Source organism: Longispora albida DSM 44784 (assembly GCF_000379825.1).
In the GTDB taxonomy this organism is placed as follows: domain Bacteria; phylum Actinomycetota; class Actinomycetes; order Mycobacteriales; family Micromonosporaceae; genus Longispora; species Longispora albida.
Window position 1 is genome coordinate 143,538 of the sequence record NZ_KB903835.1, and the last position, 16,657, is coordinate 160,194.

General features: G+C 71.6%; 21 protein-coding genes. 19 read left to right on the forward strand and 2 right to left on the reverse strand.

Translation table 11 applies throughout. The annotated features are described in order from the left end of the window. Positions 1-7 precede the first annotated feature (7 nt). Complete coding sequence (locus tag A3G1_RS0123965) at positions 8-271, reverse strand: hypothetical protein (protein ID WP_018352038.1); 264 nt, start codon at positions 269-271, stop codon at positions 8-10. Between the two features lie 166 nt (positions 272-437). On the opposite strand from A3G1_RS0123965, the gene A3G1_RS0123975 reads away from it, so the two are divergent. The 19 genes from A3G1_RS0123975 (at position 438) to A3G1_RS41210 (ending at position 16,160) form a co-directional block, all read left to right on the forward strand. Then, complete coding sequence (locus A3G1_RS0123975; RefSeq protein WP_018352040.1) at positions 438-1,298, forward strand: hypothetical protein; 861 nt, start codon at positions 438-440, stop codon at positions 1,296-1,298. Positions 1,299-1,576: 278 nt separating this feature from the next. Then, positions 1,577-2,770, forward strand: coding sequence for a hypothetical protein (locus tag A3G1_RS41895; protein WP_018352041.1), 1,194 nt, complete (start codon positions 1,577-1,579; stop codon positions 2,768-2,770). Between the two features lie 34 nt (positions 2,771-2,804). Beyond that, entirely contained in the window at positions 2,805-3,548 is a 744-nt protein-coding gene (locus A3G1_RS0123985) for a hypothetical protein (RefSeq protein WP_018352042.1), read from the forward strand. Next, positions 3,545-3,991 carry a hypothetical protein gene (locus A3G1_RS0123990; RefSeq protein WP_018352043.1) on the forward strand — a complete coding sequence of 149 codons (447 nt, stop codon included), beginning with the start codon at positions 3,545-3,547 and terminating at the stop codon, positions 3,989-3,991. The genes A3G1_RS0123985 and A3G1_RS0123990 overlap by 4 nt, the downstream gene beginning before the upstream one ends. An 83-nt stretch (positions 3,992-4,074) precedes the next feature. Further along, on the forward strand, positions 4,075-5,244 hold the full coding sequence (locus A3G1_RS0123995; protein WP_018352044.1) for a hypothetical protein: 1,170 nt from the start codon (positions 4,075-4,077) through the stop codon (positions 5,242-5,244). 56 nt (positions 5,245-5,300) lie between these two features. Beyond that, on the forward strand, positions 5,301-5,774 hold the full coding sequence (locus tag A3G1_RS0124000; RefSeq protein ID WP_018352045.1) for a hypothetical protein: 474 nt from the start codon (positions 5,301-5,303) through the stop codon (positions 5,772-5,774). A 194-nt stretch (positions 5,775-5,968) separates the two neighbouring features. Continuing rightward, complete coding sequence (locus tag A3G1_RS0124005; RefSeq protein WP_018352046.1) at positions 5,969-7,111, forward strand: AAA family ATPase; 1,143 nt, start codon at positions 5,969-5,971, stop codon at positions 7,109-7,111. Positions 7,112-7,200: 89 nt separating this feature from the next. Continuing rightward, positions 7,201-7,773, forward strand: coding sequence for a hypothetical protein (locus tag A3G1_RS0124010; protein WP_157641358.1), 573 nt, complete (start codon positions 7,201-7,203; stop codon positions 7,771-7,773). Between the two features lie 97 nt (positions 7,774-7,870). Then, positions 7,871-9,568, forward strand: coding sequence for a hypothetical protein (locus tag A3G1_RS0124015; RefSeq protein ID WP_018352048.1), 1,698 nt, complete (start codon positions 7,871-7,873; stop codon positions 9,566-9,568). Between the two features lie 276 nt (positions 9,569-9,844). Beyond that, positions 9,845-10,138, forward strand: a complete 294-nt coding sequence (locus A3G1_RS0124020) for a DUF6881 domain-containing protein (RefSeq protein WP_018352049.1) — start codon at positions 9,845-9,847, stop codon at positions 10,136-10,138. A gap of 187 nt (positions 10,139-10,325) precedes the next feature. Further along, positions 10,326-11,345, forward strand: a complete 1,020-nt coding sequence (locus A3G1_RS0124025) for a hypothetical protein (RefSeq protein WP_018352050.1) — start codon at positions 10,326-10,328, stop codon at positions 11,343-11,345. 54 nt (positions 11,346-11,399) lie between these two features. Continuing rightward, positions 11,400-11,921 carry a hypothetical protein gene (locus A3G1_RS0124030; RefSeq protein ID WP_018352051.1) on the forward strand — a complete coding sequence of 174 codons (522 nt, stop codon included), beginning with the start codon at positions 11,400-11,402 and terminating at the stop codon, positions 11,919-11,921. Positions 11,922-12,013: 92 nt separating this feature from the next. Beyond that, entirely contained in the window at positions 12,014-12,358 is a 345-nt protein-coding gene (locus A3G1_RS0124035) for a hypothetical protein (RefSeq protein WP_018352052.1), read from the forward strand. A gap of 87 nt (positions 12,359-12,445) precedes the next feature. Next, on the forward strand, positions 12,446-13,465 hold the full coding sequence (locus A3G1_RS36570; protein WP_018352053.1) for a hypothetical protein: 1,020 nt from the start codon (positions 12,446-12,448) through the stop codon (positions 13,463-13,465). A 131-nt stretch (positions 13,466-13,596) separates the two neighbouring features. Next, entirely contained in the window at positions 13,597-13,986 is a 390-nt protein-coding gene (locus tag A3G1_RS0124045) for a hypothetical protein (protein ID WP_018352054.1), read from the forward strand. A gap of 113 nt (positions 13,987-14,099) precedes the next feature. After that, entirely contained in the window at positions 14,100-14,483 is a 384-nt protein-coding gene (locus tag A3G1_RS0124050) for a hypothetical protein (RefSeq protein ID WP_018352055.1), read from the forward strand. Between the two features lie 8 nt (positions 14,484-14,491). Continuing rightward, positions 14,492-14,830: a hypothetical protein gene (locus tag A3G1_RS0124055; protein WP_018352056.1), complete on the forward strand. Its 339-nt coding sequence runs from the start codon at positions 14,492-14,494 to the stop codon at positions 14,828-14,830. Positions 14,831-14,901: 71 nt separating this feature from the next. Next, complete coding sequence (locus A3G1_RS0124060; protein WP_018352057.1) at positions 14,902-15,210, forward strand: hypothetical protein; 309 nt, start codon at positions 14,902-14,904, stop codon at positions 15,208-15,210. Between the two features lie 8 nt (positions 15,211-15,218). Next, a complete protein-coding gene (locus A3G1_RS41210) occupies positions 15,219-16,160 on the forward strand; it encodes an HAD domain-containing protein (RefSeq protein ID WP_245563583.1) in 942 nt (313 codons plus the stop codon). Between the two features lie 101 nt (positions 16,161-16,261). On the opposite strand, the gene A3G1_RS41215 is transcribed toward A3G1_RS41210, so the two are convergent. After that, positions 16,262-16,642: a hypothetical protein gene (locus tag A3G1_RS41215; protein WP_018352059.1), complete on the reverse strand. Its 381-nt coding sequence runs from the start codon at positions 16,640-16,642 to the stop codon at positions 16,262-16,264. Between the last annotated feature and the right edge of the window lie 15 nt (positions 16,643-16,657).

Sequence of the window (16,657 nt, forward strand, 5' to 3'; positions counted from 1 at the left end):
GGAGCGCCTACTCCTTCGGCGGAAGTCCTTCTGGGTTGGTCAGGCCCAGGCCGAGGGCGCGGACAGCGTCGTCGCCGAGTAGCTCGCGCAGATGTGCTCTCGCCGTCAGGTACAACCTGCGGAGCTCGCCGATCTCATTGGTGAGCGGGGGGATATCGGCCAGCGACAGCGGCGTGTAGACCAGGCCCAGTTCCGGGCTGGTTCCGGCTTCGATCTCTGCGACGGCCGCCGCGTGCCGTTCCCGGACATCCGGCAGCTTGTTGTACGGCAACGTCTCGCCTCACTTCCTGCCGCGCCCAGACGGGCAGCCGGCCAGCTCATCGTCGCACGCCGATGACAGCTGCCCGGATCCGCGGTACCACTGCCTGCCCGGCTTCAGGTCCGGGCGCTCCTCGTGCACACGCGAGGACATCACCCTCCAAGAAAGGAAACTCATCATGGGTTCTGAACCCCTGCCCCCGTTCGCGCTGATCGGCATCGCCGGCGGCACCGGATACCGGGCACGCCTGCTCCGGCACGACATCCAGCCCAGCCAGGTCCTGCCCGCAATCCAGAACATGTGGACCCGTACCTGCGGCCAGGACACCGCCGAACTGGCCAAGGTTCTGCTCGGCCGCAACTGGAGCACCCTCAACCCCGACGTGACCGCCCAGTACGACTTCGAGCATGAGGTGCCCGGGGCAGGAAGACCCGACGGCGAAGGCCCAGACCCGGTCGAGGCGACTCTGGAGTACGGCACCGAGAAACTGGTCTCCTACGACGGGTCCTTCCTGGACTTCGAGTGGCTGTACCTGCTGCGTCCTGGCGCCGATGTGGTCGAGGTGTACGAGCAGCCATCGTTTCGGGGCTGGGAGCCGTACAGCCGGCACCATCTCGGTGCCGTCGCTGTCGTCGATGAGGAACGGGCCACGCTCCAGCCGAGCTACCCGATACACCAGTGGGTACCAGCCAGTCACCTCGCCGAGGTTCATCCCGGCCTGGCGGGGCGGACACTCGCCGAGGTGCATCTGGCGCTGTCCGTTCTGGCGCCAGGCCGCATGGCCGTCATCGACGCGATCGACGAGTGCGGCGAAGCCGGGTGCTGCGTCTGGGTGATCGGCGCCGGTCACCTCATCCGGCTCCGCGCGGACATCGACGAGGAAGCCTGCACCGCGGAGCTGCCCCGTCCGCTCGGCGGAGCCTGGCACACCGACCCGCCAGCGGTACTGGTCACCCCGAGCCAGGTCGCCGAGGTATGTGACCTGCTCGCCGGGCCCCTAGCGGAACTCATCGCCGGCAACCCTGTGCCGCTCGGGTAGGCCAGGCCAGGCCGCCACAGCGGTGGCGCCGCTAATCGCGCACTTGCTCGCGCGGCGAAGTCGAGGTGTCCTTCCGGCCGCCGCGCGGCACCGCCACCCGGCGAACCCCAGTCACCGGTGCGCCGTCTGGCGTGTCCGGCCATCTCGCCAACAAGGATCGCCGCCGCGACAGGGACGAGCCCACTGGGCATGGAGCCCCGGTGGTGCCCGGTCGCGGCCCAGACCGCCTTCCCGGATCACCGGGGAGGTCATCGCGAACAGAAAGAAGGAACCCCTGTATGGACATGCTGACTCTGCTCGGTGTCGCCCACCCCGACGGCACCTATTCCGGGCGCTGGCTCGGCTACTGCGACGAGCCCGAACTGACGATCCCGCTGCTGCGGCGCATCTGGCGCACCACGTGCGCCAGCGACCCCGCGGCCCTCGGCCGGCTGCTGTTGTCGGCTGACTGGGGCAGGCTCGACCCGGACGCCGACTTCGGCCCGGCCGACGGGATGCCCGGCGTCGGAACCTTCGACGAGATCATGCCCGCACCGGTCGTGCGTGAGCACGTCTCGCGGGGCTGGGGGCTGCTGGAAGCGGCCTACCCCGGTGGGGAGGACGTCGGCGTCGAGTGGCTGTACCTGCTCGACCCGGCTGCCGCGTCCGTGACGGTCTACGCCGGCACCGTCAACGGCCCGTTCGTCACGCACAGCACCTGGCCGCTCGACGAGACCACCGCCGGCAGGCGCCTGTCGCAGCCCTGCGGGCCGATCCGTGAATGGGTCACCCCGGCCGGGATCACCGCCGTGCACCCCGCCCTCGACGGCTACCCTCTCGACCACATCCACCTCGCGTTGGCGGCCCTGGCCCCCGGCCGCATGGCGGTGATCGACTCCTGCGACCGGGTTGGCGTCGTCTGGGTCCTGGGCGCGGGCCACGCCTTGCGGGTGGTCGCCGCCGTCGACCGCGCGGCGGGCACAGCGATCCTGCCCCGCCCGCTCGGCGGCTCCTGGACCGCCGACACCCCGGCGGTGCTGCTGACCGCCGAGCAGGTCGCCGACGCCTGCCACGACCTGATACCCGGGCTGGAGCAGGCGCGCCGGCTGTACGACGCGGTGGTCGTGATGCGCGAGGTCGGGCGGGCCGGCGCGGCCAACGTCGCCGCCGGCTGGGCCCAGCACACCATCGGCGGCTCAGCCTCCGGCGACGTCCAAGCCACCGCGCGCCGGGTGCTGACCGGCATCGACGACAGCGACCCGGCCGTCCTCGACGCGCTACCCGGCTGCCCGATGGACCGCGACGACTCCTCCCACGCCAACGGAGCTCTCGTCGGCGCCTACATCGAGCACGCCGAGCACCTGGCCGGCCCGTGGGCGGAACTCGGCGCGTTCCAACGCGACGCGCTCCTCGACGCGCTTCTCGACGGCTTCGACGGCGCGTTCTGCGACGCGATCACCGCCGCCTGCCAGACCGTCCTCGACCAGAACTGACCCGACCACAACCCACACATCAAGGGAGAAGAGCATGTCCTCACCGCCCATCCCCACCCGCACCTGCCAGGGGGCAGTCGACTTCTGGGCCTACCAGCAGACATCGCAGGCGGTGTCAGCCGCACTCGCCGGCCAAGGCGCCACCGCCTGCCGCACCGCTTTCGCCCACGCGATCGGCGCAGGCTGGCAGGCCACCGACCTGCGAGCGCTTGACGTCGAGGCAATGCTGAACACCTTTGCCGGAACCGCGGCCGGGAAGCTGAAGCCCAGCACGATCGCCCAATACCAGCAGCACACCCGCCGGGCGGTCACCGCCGTCCTCGCGCTGCACGGCGTGACGCCGCCGGCCCGCAGCGGAACACCCGACCGGCGCACCCACACGCTGCCGCTGCCCAGCGGCGCGGTCACGACACTGCGCCTGCCGCCGAAGGCCGACCGCCGCGACGTGGAGTTCATCCGCCGGGTCGCCAACCTCTACGCCGACAGCCTCACCACCCCGCCCGCCGAGGTGGAGGTCGTGTGCTTCCAGGACCCCGACTCAGCCGACGTCGTCTCCGCCGTCGCCGTGTTCTGCGACGGCCACCGCGTCCTTGCACCGCGACTGACGATCGTCGACCCGCAGCGGGCTGCGGCCTGGCGCAGCGACGACGAACGCGCCACAGCCCTCGCCACAGCCCAGCACGGCACCTCCACCGCAGCCGCCGAACTGATCGGCCACTGGCTGCTTGAGCCCGAACTCGCGTTCCCGCACCTCTACGACAAGGAACAGCCCGCATGAGCTCACACATCCACCGCTTCGTGCTCGCAGACGTCCACGACGTCACCGAGCACGCCATCCTCTCCGCCCGCCACCGCGACCCCGCCGGCCGGCCCCTGGACGGACCCGCGCTGATCCTGCGGCGCGGCACGGCACCGGCGCGGCTGGCCTCCAGCGGACGAGGCAACCCCTACCACCGCCGCGCTGCCGCCCCGGCGGTCGCGGTCGCGCCAGCCGCTGCCCGGCCCGGCATCGCCAACATCGTCCTGCCGCTGTGGGCTGAGATGCCGATGCTCATCAACGGGGTCGCTGACCACAAGCCGGTCGAGCTGACCAAGCAGCTCTACATCGCCCTCGTCTGGAACTGCACCACCCTCGACATCGACACCACCGGGACCGATCCCATCGTCGGGTTCACCAGCCCCGACCCGCCCGGCGTGTGGCCCGGCCCCCGTTCCCGATGAGCCCGCCCCACCAGCCCCAGCCCGCCACCTCGCCCCGGACGCGACCCGCGTCACGGGGCGTTCCTGTCTCTGAAGGAGCAGCCATGACACACCAGTTGCACTTCCCCCTGCCCGACGCGATCGCGGTCCTGGTCGCGGCGACCGCGACCCCCGGCGCGCTGATGACTGCCGGCGAGGCCGCGGGCTGGCCGTCAGGACACCGCCTGGCCCTGCACGCCGTCGACGGGATCCGACTCCTGCCCGCCCTGTGCCCCGCCTACGACGACGCGACCCCCTCGGTCACAGCTGCAGGCCACGGCCCCGGACACGACCACCACCGCGCCGCGCACGGCCCGGCACTGGCGGTCGGCACCACGCCGATCCCGATGCCCCACACCCTCCTCGCCGACGCCACGGCCGCGCTCGCCGACGGGGCGCGTTGGCTGGTCCTGGATGTCGGGGACGGCGCGTCCGCGTTCGGCTTTACCACCCAGGCGACCGTTCTGCGGCCGGTGCTGGTGCATCTCGAGGAGCTGCCGGAGTTGCTGTATCCGGCGCTCGTGGACGCCGCCGGCGAACCGGGCGAACTGTGCGACCCGGCGTTCCCCCTCACCGTCGTACGCCAGATCGCCGCCGACCTCGACCGGATCCTCACGCCCTTCGACCACCCCGCGACCGCCACCGTCCGCGTCACCCGCGACGGCGACGTCGAGGTCCTCCAGCCCCGCATCGGCGCCGGCGGCCAGCCCATGGCGGCGGCGACCGTGACCCGCCTGGCCCCCGATCCGGACGGGCTCGTCCGTCTCGGCACGTTCCACGACTGGACGGTCGACGCCGGCACCCGGCCGCCGGTCACCAGCTGCGACTGCCCGGACCTCACCACTCCGGAGCCGCCGGGTCCGGCAGGGGCCTGCGAGTGCGACTGCCCCATGACGTGCGTCTGGTGCGGTCAGCCCATCGGGGAAGACCACGACCCTCAGTGCCGCTGGCCGGCTGGATCCGCGTTGTATGAACAACCGGCGATCCGCGCCGAAACCCTCGTCGCCGACCGCCACTGCCACCGAGGCGGCTGCCCGCGCGGGACCCGTCGGCCCGGCGCCCTGTTCAGCTGCTGGCCCGACGGCGAGACCGGCGAGCCGGAATGGGACTGCGACAACTGCGGTACCACCGGCACCCGCGACCTGCACACCCTGATCCGCGCCAACGGCCTCGTCGAACACCACCTGCGCTGCACGGACTGCGACCAGGTCGTCGTCCTGTCCAGCCCGGCCTGATCCGGATCACCGAGAGGACTCGCCTTGACCACCTACTGCCACACCCGGAGCACTCGTTGATCAACCATGGGCTGACCAGCCTCATCGCCGGCCACCTGACACGCCTGCTCGCCGCCAGTCACACCGACCCCCGGTGCGCGGTCCCCGTGCTGGTGGGCCTGCGCGTCTGGCCCGCCGATACACCCGAGACCTGGCACGCCTCCCCGGTGATGATCTCCCTGCGGGCGCTCATCGAGCAATGCGGCCTGGTCGACGCCCTCCTGGAAGTCCGCGACCAACTGCGAGGACTTCCCGCGCCGGAGGGCGCGCCCTCCGGCGCGCGGACCCTGGTCTGGGGCGTGATCCACGACGACGCCGACGGCATCCGCCACGTCTACGCGCTCGACGCCGACGGCGACCTCTACCAGATCAACACCACGGCCGGCACCACCACGAACGAGGTCACGATCACCTCGGGTCCCCAGCCACTCGCGCTGCCGCCACTGAGCACCCTGGCCGCCCTCCACGACCCGCAACGCCCCTGGCGGTAACGCCGCCCGCGCCCCGCGTCCGGGTCGGCCGATTCGCAAGCACTCCGTCTGCCCTCGCGCACGTCGCGGGCGGAACAGTTCCTCGACACATTTACCCACCGAACCACTGACCGCTCCGCGGCCGGGCCCTGGGCCCCGCCGCACGGCGGGGCCCCAGCCTGTGTTCGCGGAGCCTCCCACGGAGGCCACCACCCATGCTCGCCCCTACCTTCCAATCCGCCCCGGCCCGCACGGCCCGGCCGCAACCGGCCCGCCGCCAGCCCGGCAGGAACCAAAACGGCCAGGTCAAGCTCGGCTCCGGCGAGCTGCGCGCCATGATCGAACACGTCCTGGCCTCCCAGCCCGACCGCCAGTGGCAGCCCCGCGAGATCTATGCCCATCCCGACCTGAAGGGCCGCTCCAGCGCGGCGATCAACAACGCGCTGGCGACCCTGGTCAGGAAAGGCCGGGCGACACTGACCGGCGGGGCCTACCAGCACACCGGCTCCGGGCAGATGCCGCCGGTGACCGCGGCACCGCCGCCGACGTTCAGCGCCGGCCCGGTCCTGCGCCCCAGCGGCACCCCGTACTTCCCCCGCGATCTGGCCGGCCGCCGCGACGTCGACGTCTTGCGCCAGCTCCGCGCGGCGGGCATCGCCGCCCTGCTCTACGGCCCGCCCGGCACCGGCAAGACGAGCCTGGTGGAAGCGGCGTTCGGGACCGAGCTGTTCACCGTGGCCGGTGACGGCGACACCACCGTCGGCGACCTGCTGGGCGAGTACGCGCCCGACGGCGCCGGCGGCTACGTGTGGCTCGACGGGCCGCTGGTGCGGGCGATGCTCACCGGCGCGGTGTTCTTCCTCGACGACTGCACGCTGGTGTCCCCGCGCGTGCTGGCCGCGGTGTACCCGGCGATGGACGGCCGGGGCGAGATCGTCCTCAAGGCCAACGGCGGACGGATCGTGAAGGCCGAGCCCGGCTTCTACACGGTCGGCGGCCACAACCCCAACGTCCACGGCGCCGTCTTGTCCGACGCCCTGGCCTCCCGATTCTCGCTGCAGCTGCAGGTCACCACCGACTACGACCTCGCCGCACGCCAGCTCCACGTCCCGGCGGGCATCGTCAAAGCGGCCCGCGACCTGTGGGAGCAGGTCGTCCGCGAGGAGATCGGCTGGGCACCGCAGCTCCGTGAGCTGCTGGGCGCCAAGGCCATCGCCGCCGAACTCGGCCTCGACGTCGCCGTCGCCAACCTGATCGGCACCGCCCCGGAGGAAGACCGCGACGCGGTCCGCGCCGCACTCAAAAAGCACCTTCCCGGCGTAAAGCAGACAACACTGACCCTGGGCAAGCAGCTGTGAGCGGCTCGCCCGCCCATCCAACACCGGCCCTCGCCTGCGGCCTGCCGCGGCTTCCCGTCACCGGTTCCCACCCAGAAGGAGAGACCTCGTTGTTGCCCGCCACCACGATCGGCGCCCTCACCGCCGCCCTCGCCGAGCTTGAAGCCCGTGCCGAAGCCGATTCCGGCTGGGACGCCTGGCCGAGTGTCTGGGGCCTGTTCGCCCCCGCCGCGGGTGGCCCGGTCCTCGCCGCCGAGCTGCCCATCCCCGGCCCGCTGTGGTCGACACCCGACCCCGACCGGCCCGGCCTCGACCTGCCCACACCGGTGGCCTTCAGGTTGATCGTCGCGTTCTTCGCCAGCGACGCCGGCAGCTACTGGATCACCGAGTGGGAACGGCCTGCCGGGCACAGCCTCCTCGCGGTCGCCTACCTCGACGAGTACCTGGCCGGCAGGCCGTTCGAGGGCTATGAGTACGGCGACCTTCGCGCCGTCCCGCCCATGGCTGAGCGCGAGCTGCGCGCCGCCGCCGCCCTCGACGTCGACGGACGCCTGCACGACGTGCGGCGCATCCGCGGCGAACAGTCCGTCACCACCACCGTCATCAACCAGCCGGCCGCCAGGCAGATCGAAACCCACGTCGTAGCCGCCCTGCAAAGCCTGCTGACGCTCTGCGCGCCCTGACCGCGACGGCCCGAGTGCCTCGCCTGCCGTAACCACCCCTTTCACCGATCCCCGCCGGCACCCGCCGGCGGGGATCTTTCCCTTCCAGGAGAGACCCTTGAACAAGCACACCACCCTCACCCCGATACAGCCGGGCAGCAGCCACCCGCCGATCGCGCCCGCGTGGGCGGCGATGTCGGCGGCCTGGACCACACAGGTCCAGGCCATCACCGGCCGAGGTGACCTGACCGTGATCGTCACCCCGGGCGCCGGAGGCGGAGCACCGGCCTGCATCACTTTCGACGACGGCGTGATCGAGGTCGACGCCGCCTACGTCGGTGTCGACCCCAGCCTCCTCGACCCGGCCGACCCGGCTAGCCGCGACCTGTACCCGGTCGCCTGGGGCCTGCTCACGCACGAGATCGCCCACGCCGAGCACACCCGCTGGAGCCCCGACCCCCTGGCACAGGTCGCCGCCGAGATGTCGATCCTGCTGGACGAGGCCCGCATCGAAGGCCGCCGCCTGGCGACCACCCCCACCGACCGGCAGTGGCTGCGCGCGGCGTCCCTGAAACTCGACATCGCCGACCTGCGCGCCCCCGACAGCGTGCCCGCGGCGGCGACCATCGCCGCGCTGGTCCTCGCCCGGGCCGACGCGGGCATCCTCACCGCGTACGAGGTCGCCCCGGTGCGCGCCGCCATCACCCGGGTCCTCGGCCGCCGCAGGCTGCGCCGCCTCGAGAAGATCTGGCGGCGGGCGCTGCGCACCGCTGACGCCGACAGCCGCGCCATGCGCGAATGGGGGCGGCGCTGGTGCCGCGTCCTGGGCCTGCACCCCGAGATCCGCTACCCGCTGCCGGCCACGGGAGCTGCGACCCTGACCGCGGCGGTCGCAGGCGTCATGGCCGGCATCGCCAGCGAGGTCACCGCGACCATCACCGCGGCGAAACAGGCCCTGGCCGACGCGCAGAAACGCGCCGACGAACGAGCCCAGGAACTCAGCCAGCAGAAAGGCAAGAAAGCCGCGGCGGAGAAAGTGTTCGGCAAGCGCGGCGCGAAGCTCCCGCGCGCACAGCGCGGCGCCGAACGCGAACCGACCTCGCAAGAGATCATCGACGTCAACCGGCTCACCCGCGCGCTGCGGACCGCCGCGCGCCGCGAACCGATCGTCACCCACTCCGCCTCGGCCACACCACCCGGAAGGCTGATCCCCCGGGAGGCGATGGCCGAACAGGTGCAGCGCCACCTCGGGCAGATCCCGACCGCCACCCCCTGGAAAACCACCTCCCAGCAGTCGTTCCCGAACCCGCCACTGCTGGTCGGGATCACCATCGACGTCTCCGGCAGCATGAACCCGTTCTTCGGCCCCGCAGCGTCCATCGCCTGGGTCTTCAACCGGGCCGTCGGAGCCCTGCCGGGAGGCCAGTCCGCCTCCACCACCTTCGGCTCAGAAGCCAGGGCACTGACCCGGCCTGGCCGGCATCGCGACCCCAAGGTCCGTGAGCTCGTCGGTGAATCCTCCACCCGGCACTTCACACTCACCGTCAACGCCCTCGACCACGCCCTCGGGCTGTCGACCGCCGGGCACGCCGCCCGCCTGCTCGTCATGATCACCGACGGGCACTTCTTCCACCGCGACGACGTCGAAGGCCAGCGCAACCTCGACGCCCTCGCCCAATCCGGCTGCGGCCTGCTGTGGATCGGACCCGAGATGTCCCACCCGATGCGCGGCGCCCAAGTCGCGCTCCTCGCCGATGCCAGCCAAGCCGGCCCGATCATCACCCGCGCGGCCATCGCCGCCCTCGCCAACCGCTGACCAGCCGCCGGGCCGGCGCCACCCCCGCGTCCGGCCGGCGGCGACCCGGCGACACCGCGACCACCAACGAGGAGACATGACCTGACTGCCCGGCCTCGGCCCAGCCGGCGGGCACCGCCCAATCCGCCCGGCGATCTTGGTCGCCGGGAAGCCTTGAGTTCGCCGGCGAAGTCGATGTTTCATTCCCCCCGGCCGCGCCATCCTGCGGCCGGCCACCTTCCCCGTGTCCGGGCACGCGCCTGCGCGTGCCCGTCACGCTGCGCCGAAAGGGATCCGATGCAGTACCTCAAGACCCGCTGGAACCACGACCACGACGACCAGCCCGTGACGATCTACTCAGAGATCGAGACGGACACCCGCATGGAGGTCCGCAAGATCGAGCAGTTCGCCGACGGGCGCAGCACCTACGCCATGCCCGGCACCAGCACCGGCGCCACCATCCTCGCAGAGAAGCCCATCCCCGCGCTGCAGGAAATCACCGAGCAGAGCCAGTTCGACGCGCAGACCATCACGGCGGCGGAGTTCGACGCGATCTGGACGGCGATCGTCACCGACAACGCCACCGGCTGAGCACCCCAGAGGCGGCTCGGCCACTTCCTTGTTCCACGCGCCGTGGCGCGGCCCGTGCTCACGGGCCGCGCCACGGCGCGCCGCATCGCCTCGGGCACGCCCGACGCGGGCGGGCCCGAGGTCCTCAACCTCTGGAGAGACCTGTGTCCTGCCACCTCACCCTCCCGACCCAGCGCCGGGAGACGCGATGAGCCTTCGCCAGGAGTCCACGCTCGCCGGGTACGCCCGCGCCGCCGTGCACGACAAGCACGCCATGCTCGACGCCTCCCGCAACCCCGGATGCCGCCAGTACCTGGCTGGGTTCATGCAGTTGAGCGCCGAAGCCAGCGGCGCTCCGTTCAGCCCGGCCGCGATCGACGCCATCGACCGGTGCGTCGTCGGGGCGTGGGAGCACGGCGAGGCGTACGTCCTCGCCCCCGCCATGGCCGCCGTCGTCGCCGCAGCCGCCTCGGCCCTGGATCTAACCGGCGAGATCGTCGCATTCGACGAGGCACCCGAGCCGTTCGGCGTGCTGTTCCTGCCCGAACCGATCCGCCTGCGCCGGCCCGACGGGCGGCTGCGAACCCTCGGCGCGATCACCTGGTCGAGCTACGGCACCGACACCAGCACCTCGTGGTTGCTGTGCGGCTGGGCGGACCGGTCGGCCGACGATCCGCAGAACATCGCGTTCGCCGCCGACCTCGCCGCCCGCCCCGACCTCGCCCGGCAGTTCGGCCCGTACCTGCTTGTCGAGATAGACGACCTGCCCGCCGACCGGCCAGTCCCCGAACGTGGTCTGACAGGCCATGTCGATGAGGCCGACTACGACTGGCACACCGGGCCGGACGGGGCGGTCGTCATCGACGACGCCGGACACGCCAGCGGCGCCCTGATGGCCCTGCTCTACTCCTTCTGGCGCATCCAGTCCCAGCCCCTCGCGACAGTCGAACACCCCCACCTCGACCGGGGAACCCGCCGCCGGGCCGAGCGCGCTGGTGTACAGCACATCACCCGCGTGGTGATGCTCCGCCGCACCAAGGCCATCTCCGAATCCGATGACGCAGGCCCCGGCCGCCGGTACTCGGTGCGGTGGATCGTGCGCGGGCACTGGCGGCGCCTCACCAACTCCGAGGGACACCGCTACCGGATCTGGATCAACGCGCACGTCAAAGGACCCGACGACGCGCCGCTGCTCGGCGGCCAGAAAGTCAACGTCCTCGCCCGCTAGCACCACCGCGCGCGCCGACCGGCGCGCGCGTCCTTCTCGTCAAGGAGAACGTCCGTGACGCAAGACGACGCCATCCCGCAGCACAGCATCGCCCAGGTTGTGGAAGTCCTGGCCGCCATCACCGCCGAGCAGGCCGGTCGTGGCTTCCACCGGCCGCCGGAGCTGTTCTTCCTGCTGATGGAGCCGGTCCCCGCCACCATCGACCGGTGGCGGGTGGCCGCGCGCCCCGTCCCGGTGCCGGCCGCTGATTGGTTCGCTCACCAGCGCGGCCCCCTCGGCGTGCTCGCCGACCTCATCACCGCCTACCGGCAGCCCCACAGCCAAGCCCTGCTGATCACCACCGGAACTCTCGACCCCTACACCCGGCTCATCGGCTGGGGATTCACCTACGTGCTGGAGAACAAGAACGACCTCGCCGAGCAGATGCTGTTCGTCGACACCGTCGACCTCGACCTGCGCTTCTACCGCATCACCCAACGGCCCAGCGAGGCCGAGCCCGTCCGCACCGTCGATGACACCTGGGCCGACCCGGTCACCGGTCCGCTGCTCGCGGCGCTTCTCGACGCCACCCGGTGACTTGAACTCGGCGGCGGAGTCGGCGTTGCATGCCTCGACCCGCGGCTCCCCGCCTTCGCCGGGGAGCCCCGCGCAGACGAGGAGCAACCACCATGACCGACGCAGACACCACCGCGCCCAGACCGCCTACCCCGTTCTCGCGCCTCGACGAGACGCTGCGCGACCTCGGCTTCCGCCCCTTCCCCGCCCGAGCCGAAGGCGTGCGCCTCTACGAGCACCCCGAGTTGGCGGTGCGCGTGCACACCGACACGGGCGTGGACTTCGGCATCGCCCGCGTCAGCCACATCCGCGACGACGGCGTCACCGGCTGGCACATCACCTTCACCGGCGACACCCCGGACCTCGTCCAGGTGACGATCGCGCTCGCGGCGGTCAACTGCGACCCCCAGGGCGTCATCGACGGCCTCACCGCCACCTACCTGGCCACATCCGACTAGCCGACCACCATCCATCACCACGCCAGGGCCACCCCAGCACCACCGGGGTGGCCCTGTTCCCCTTTCGACAACCAGGAGCGACCTACCGTGCAGTTCTCCAAGACCCCCTCGAGCCTGACGGAGCTGGCCCGCACGGCCGTGCTCGCCAAGGCCGACATGACCCAGGCCCACACCCGCCAGATCAACCGCGACCTGGCGACCTACTACCTCGAATCCCGCTACGCCGGCACCGGCCTCGAACCCGGCACCGAGGCCATCGAGCACCTGCTCGGCCAGATCGGCGCCGCGTGGCAGCACGGCACCCCGTACCTGATCGCGCCCGCCATGACCGCAGTCGTCGCCGCCGCGGCCGAAGCCCTCGACCTCACCGGCGACACCCTCACCGGCCACACCGCACCCGGCGACCTCGGCACCCTGTTCCTGCCCGAGCCGCTGTACGTGCGCCGCGTCGACGGCAGCGTGCACTCCCTCGCCGCGATCACCTGGGCGCGCGTGGGCATCGACGGCAACGCCGTGTGGGCGATCTTCGGCTGGGCGGACCGCTTCGACGCTCGCGATCCGCAGAACACCAGACTCAAGGCCACGTTCCGCAAGCAGCCCAAGCGCCTGGCCCAGCTCGGCCGCTACATACTCGTCGACCACGCGCTCGTGCCGATCGGCACGCCGATCCGCGGACGCAGCGAACAACCACACCGCGACGGCACCCACGAGTGGGAAGCAGCCCCCGACGGCCGGTTCGTCATCCAGGACGCAGGCTCCCGCCACGGCATCTGCCTGTCGGTGGCCTACGCCTTCTGGCGCATCCAGGAACAACCCCTCGCCACGATCGCCCGCCCGCCCGCAGACAAGGCCACCCGCCGCCGCGCCGAACGCGACTCGATCACCCACGACACGCGGGTCGTGATGCTGCGCCGCTCCAGCTCCACGACCACACACGGAGGGGAACCGAAGTGGCGCTACCAGGTGCGATTCGTCGTCAGAGGCCACTGGCGACGCCTCACCAACCGCGACGGCGAGCCCTACCGCACCTGGGTCAACGCCCACATCAAAGGACCCGAGGACCGGCCCCTGCTGGGCGGCGAGAAAGTCAACATCCTCTCCCGCTGACCCGCCCCAGCGGCCAACGCCGCTGACTTGATCAACCCCCGGAGCAGAGGTTGCATCTGCGCACCCCGAACCCGGGAACCGCCCGCATCGCAGGCCAGCGCCCGCGGTGCCGAACACGGGAGAACCAGCTCGTGACTTCTACCTGCCAACAGTTCAACACCGACCCCGCCGGACTCGCCGGGCACTTCGGTGACCTGGTCCGTGAACTCCTGGACCTGGACTTCGAACCGGAGATCACCGACGACGGCGCGCTCCAGTACACCCACCCCGACCACCACGTCCGGGCCCTGCTGCGCCGCGAGAACGACGGGGCGGCCACCGCGCTGGTCGGCGGACAGTCCCTCGCCACCACCGGGGTCTGGGACGTCCGGCTACCGGAGTCGGCATCGCCGGTCACGCAGATCGTCGCCTTCTACGGCGTCCTCAACCCCGATCCGCGCAGCGCTGTGGAAGGCATCGCCTGCACCTACCACGTCGAGCCCTTCTCGGCCGGCACCATCCTGGCCGCCACCACCGCATAGACCCACATCGGGAAGGCCCGCCCCGCTCGGGCGCGCGCCTTCCCGATGTGGTCAGCCCGCCCGCAGCGCCGTTGGCCTGCGGGCGTCTCTTTCTCTTGAGAGGAATACCTCCAGTGACACCGAAGAACAGCCCCGCCGTTGCGCTCGCCGCGCTGGAAACCGCGATCGACGCCGCGTTCACCCACCCGGCCGCTAGCGCTGACCTGACCCGGGCCGGTGCGCGGATCGCCGTCACCGTTGTCCGGCACCTCGCGCAGGCCCTGGCCGGCGATCCCCGCACCGCGCTGCCGGACGCCGCCACGGTCACCGAACTGATCGGGCACCACGTCGACGTCACCATGGCGCTGAAGAACATCTACGCCGCGCTCGCCACCGCCGCCGACGACCTCCTCAGCGGGCACGCCGCCGATGCCGTCTACAGCAGCCTCGACCAGGCCGCCGGCCTGCAGCAGATGGTCGCCGCCGACCTCAACGACGCGCACACCGCGCTCACCTGAGGCCCGCGATGAACACCGCAGACCGTCACGGCAGCCCAGAGCATCTGGTCCTGCGCGGCGAGTACTCACACACCGGCAACTGGCACCGCATCCTCGAGCACCACCGCATCGGCGGGCGGTGCGTGCGGGTCACCATCCACTGGTCGCCGGCAGGCGCCACAGACAGCCACGCCACCGCCGAGATCCTGACCACCGGCATCGGCTGGGCCCCGCTGTGGACCTGCCCGGACGACTGGTGGCGGCCCGTGCCCGACCGGCTCGCCGACGCACGCCAGCGCATCGAGCAGGTCGCCTTTGCCATCTTCGGTGAACTCACACGACTTCTCGGCACCAGCTACTACTCCTGACCGGCCATCACCAGGGCGGGCCGCAGGCTGCCAGGCCGCGGTCCGCCCGCGACCTCGAAGCGAGAGAACTCATGCACCTGGCACCCAGCCACCGGGCCGTCCTGGCGGCCATCGCCGCAGACGACGGCCCGCAGGTCACTTCCCACCGTCCCGCACGCCCCGGCCCCGGCGGAGCGTGGAGCCACTACCTCGCCGGACGGTCGGTCACCGCGATCGTCGGCCGGCTCGTCGCCGCCGGCCTCACCGACCGCACACCCACTGGCCTGTCCGGCGGGCACCTCACCATCACCCCGCTCGGGCACAAAGCCCTGGCCGCCACCCAGCCGCCTGCCGCCGGCACAGCCGACAGCCCGGCGCCGGACAGCGGAGATAGGCGATGATGGGCGGCGTGCAGGACTTCGGCGATCCCGACGTCACGGCCGCGCCCGGCGCGTTCAGCGTCGCCGACCGCGAGCTGTGCAAGACGCGCCTGCTGAGCAAGAAGTGCTCCACCTGCATTTTCCGGCCCGGGAACTTGATGCTGCTCGACGACGGCCGGCTCAAGAACCTCGTCGCCGAGGCCCTGGCCGACGAGAGCTACATCATTTGCCACGCCACGCTGCCCTACGGCGAGCACCCCGAGGTCAAGCCAGCGCTGTGCCGGGGCTTTTACGACCAGTACTCCACCAACAGCCTGCGGATCATGGGCCGCCTGTGGGGCTTCGTGGAAGTCGATCCGCCAGGCGGCCAGAGCCCGCCGGCTGGTGACCAGACGCCGGAGCGTCCGGCGGACCCTATGCCTCGTCCCCGCCGGGGTGATGCTGGCCGGCCGGTCATCCTGGTCGACGTGGACGGGGTTCTGAACCCGGCGGTGCGGTCAGGCGCGCCGGGCATGGCTGAGGCTGGGTTCATCGAGCACACGCTGCGGCTGACCGGCCCGGACGGCACGACCCGCGAGGGCGGGGTGTGGATCAACCCGCTCCACGGGCAGTGGCTGTGCGAACTCGCCGGCACTGGTGCCGAGCTGGTGTGGGCCACGTCGTGGAACCACGCCGCCGCCGAGCACCTGGCCCCGCTGCTGGGCTTGCCCGACATGCCGGTCGTGGAGGTACCCGCCGACTGCGCGCCACGCTTCGGCTGGTCAGGCAAGATCGGCCCGATTAGAGACCTGATCGGGGACCGGCCTGCGGCGTGGCTGGACGATTCCTACGGCGGCAGGGAGTTCGGCTGGGCCGCCGAACGCGACGGCACCATCGCGCCGACCCTCCTGGTGCGCGTCGATCCACATCAGGGACTGACGAGGGCCGACATCGACACCGTGCACGACTGGCTCCGCCAGATCTCGTACTGACCACCAGAAGGCCCACGAGAAAAAGAGCCCCGCAAAAAGCGGGGCTCTTTTTCTCGTTCACGACCGATGTCGGCGGCCAGGCCGTGCAGGGCAGCCGGATGTCATCCACCGCCGCAGGTGGCGCTTCCGCCGCCACTGTGGACAGCGCATCCCGAAGGGCCGGATGGTGCCGCCGGGTCGTCGGCGCGTGTGGCCGACCATCCGCACAACGCGATGCCGGCGCTGACGGCCAAGGCGAACGCGAAGGCGTAGGTCTGGCGCCGGGGCAGGCAGAACAAGCCGAGGACGAGGCCGGCGGCGGGCGCTCCGATACCCGTTACCCACGCGGCCGTGTACAACGCATGCGACGTAGCCCGGTGAGTGCCGGAGACAGAGGTGCCCAGCGATTCAAACAGCGAGTTGCCACTCACCCAGCCGTAGAACAGCAGCACGGGAGTCACGGCCCACGCCAGCCACAGCAGAGCGCTGACCGTATTCGCCACCCCGTCGGGGATGGT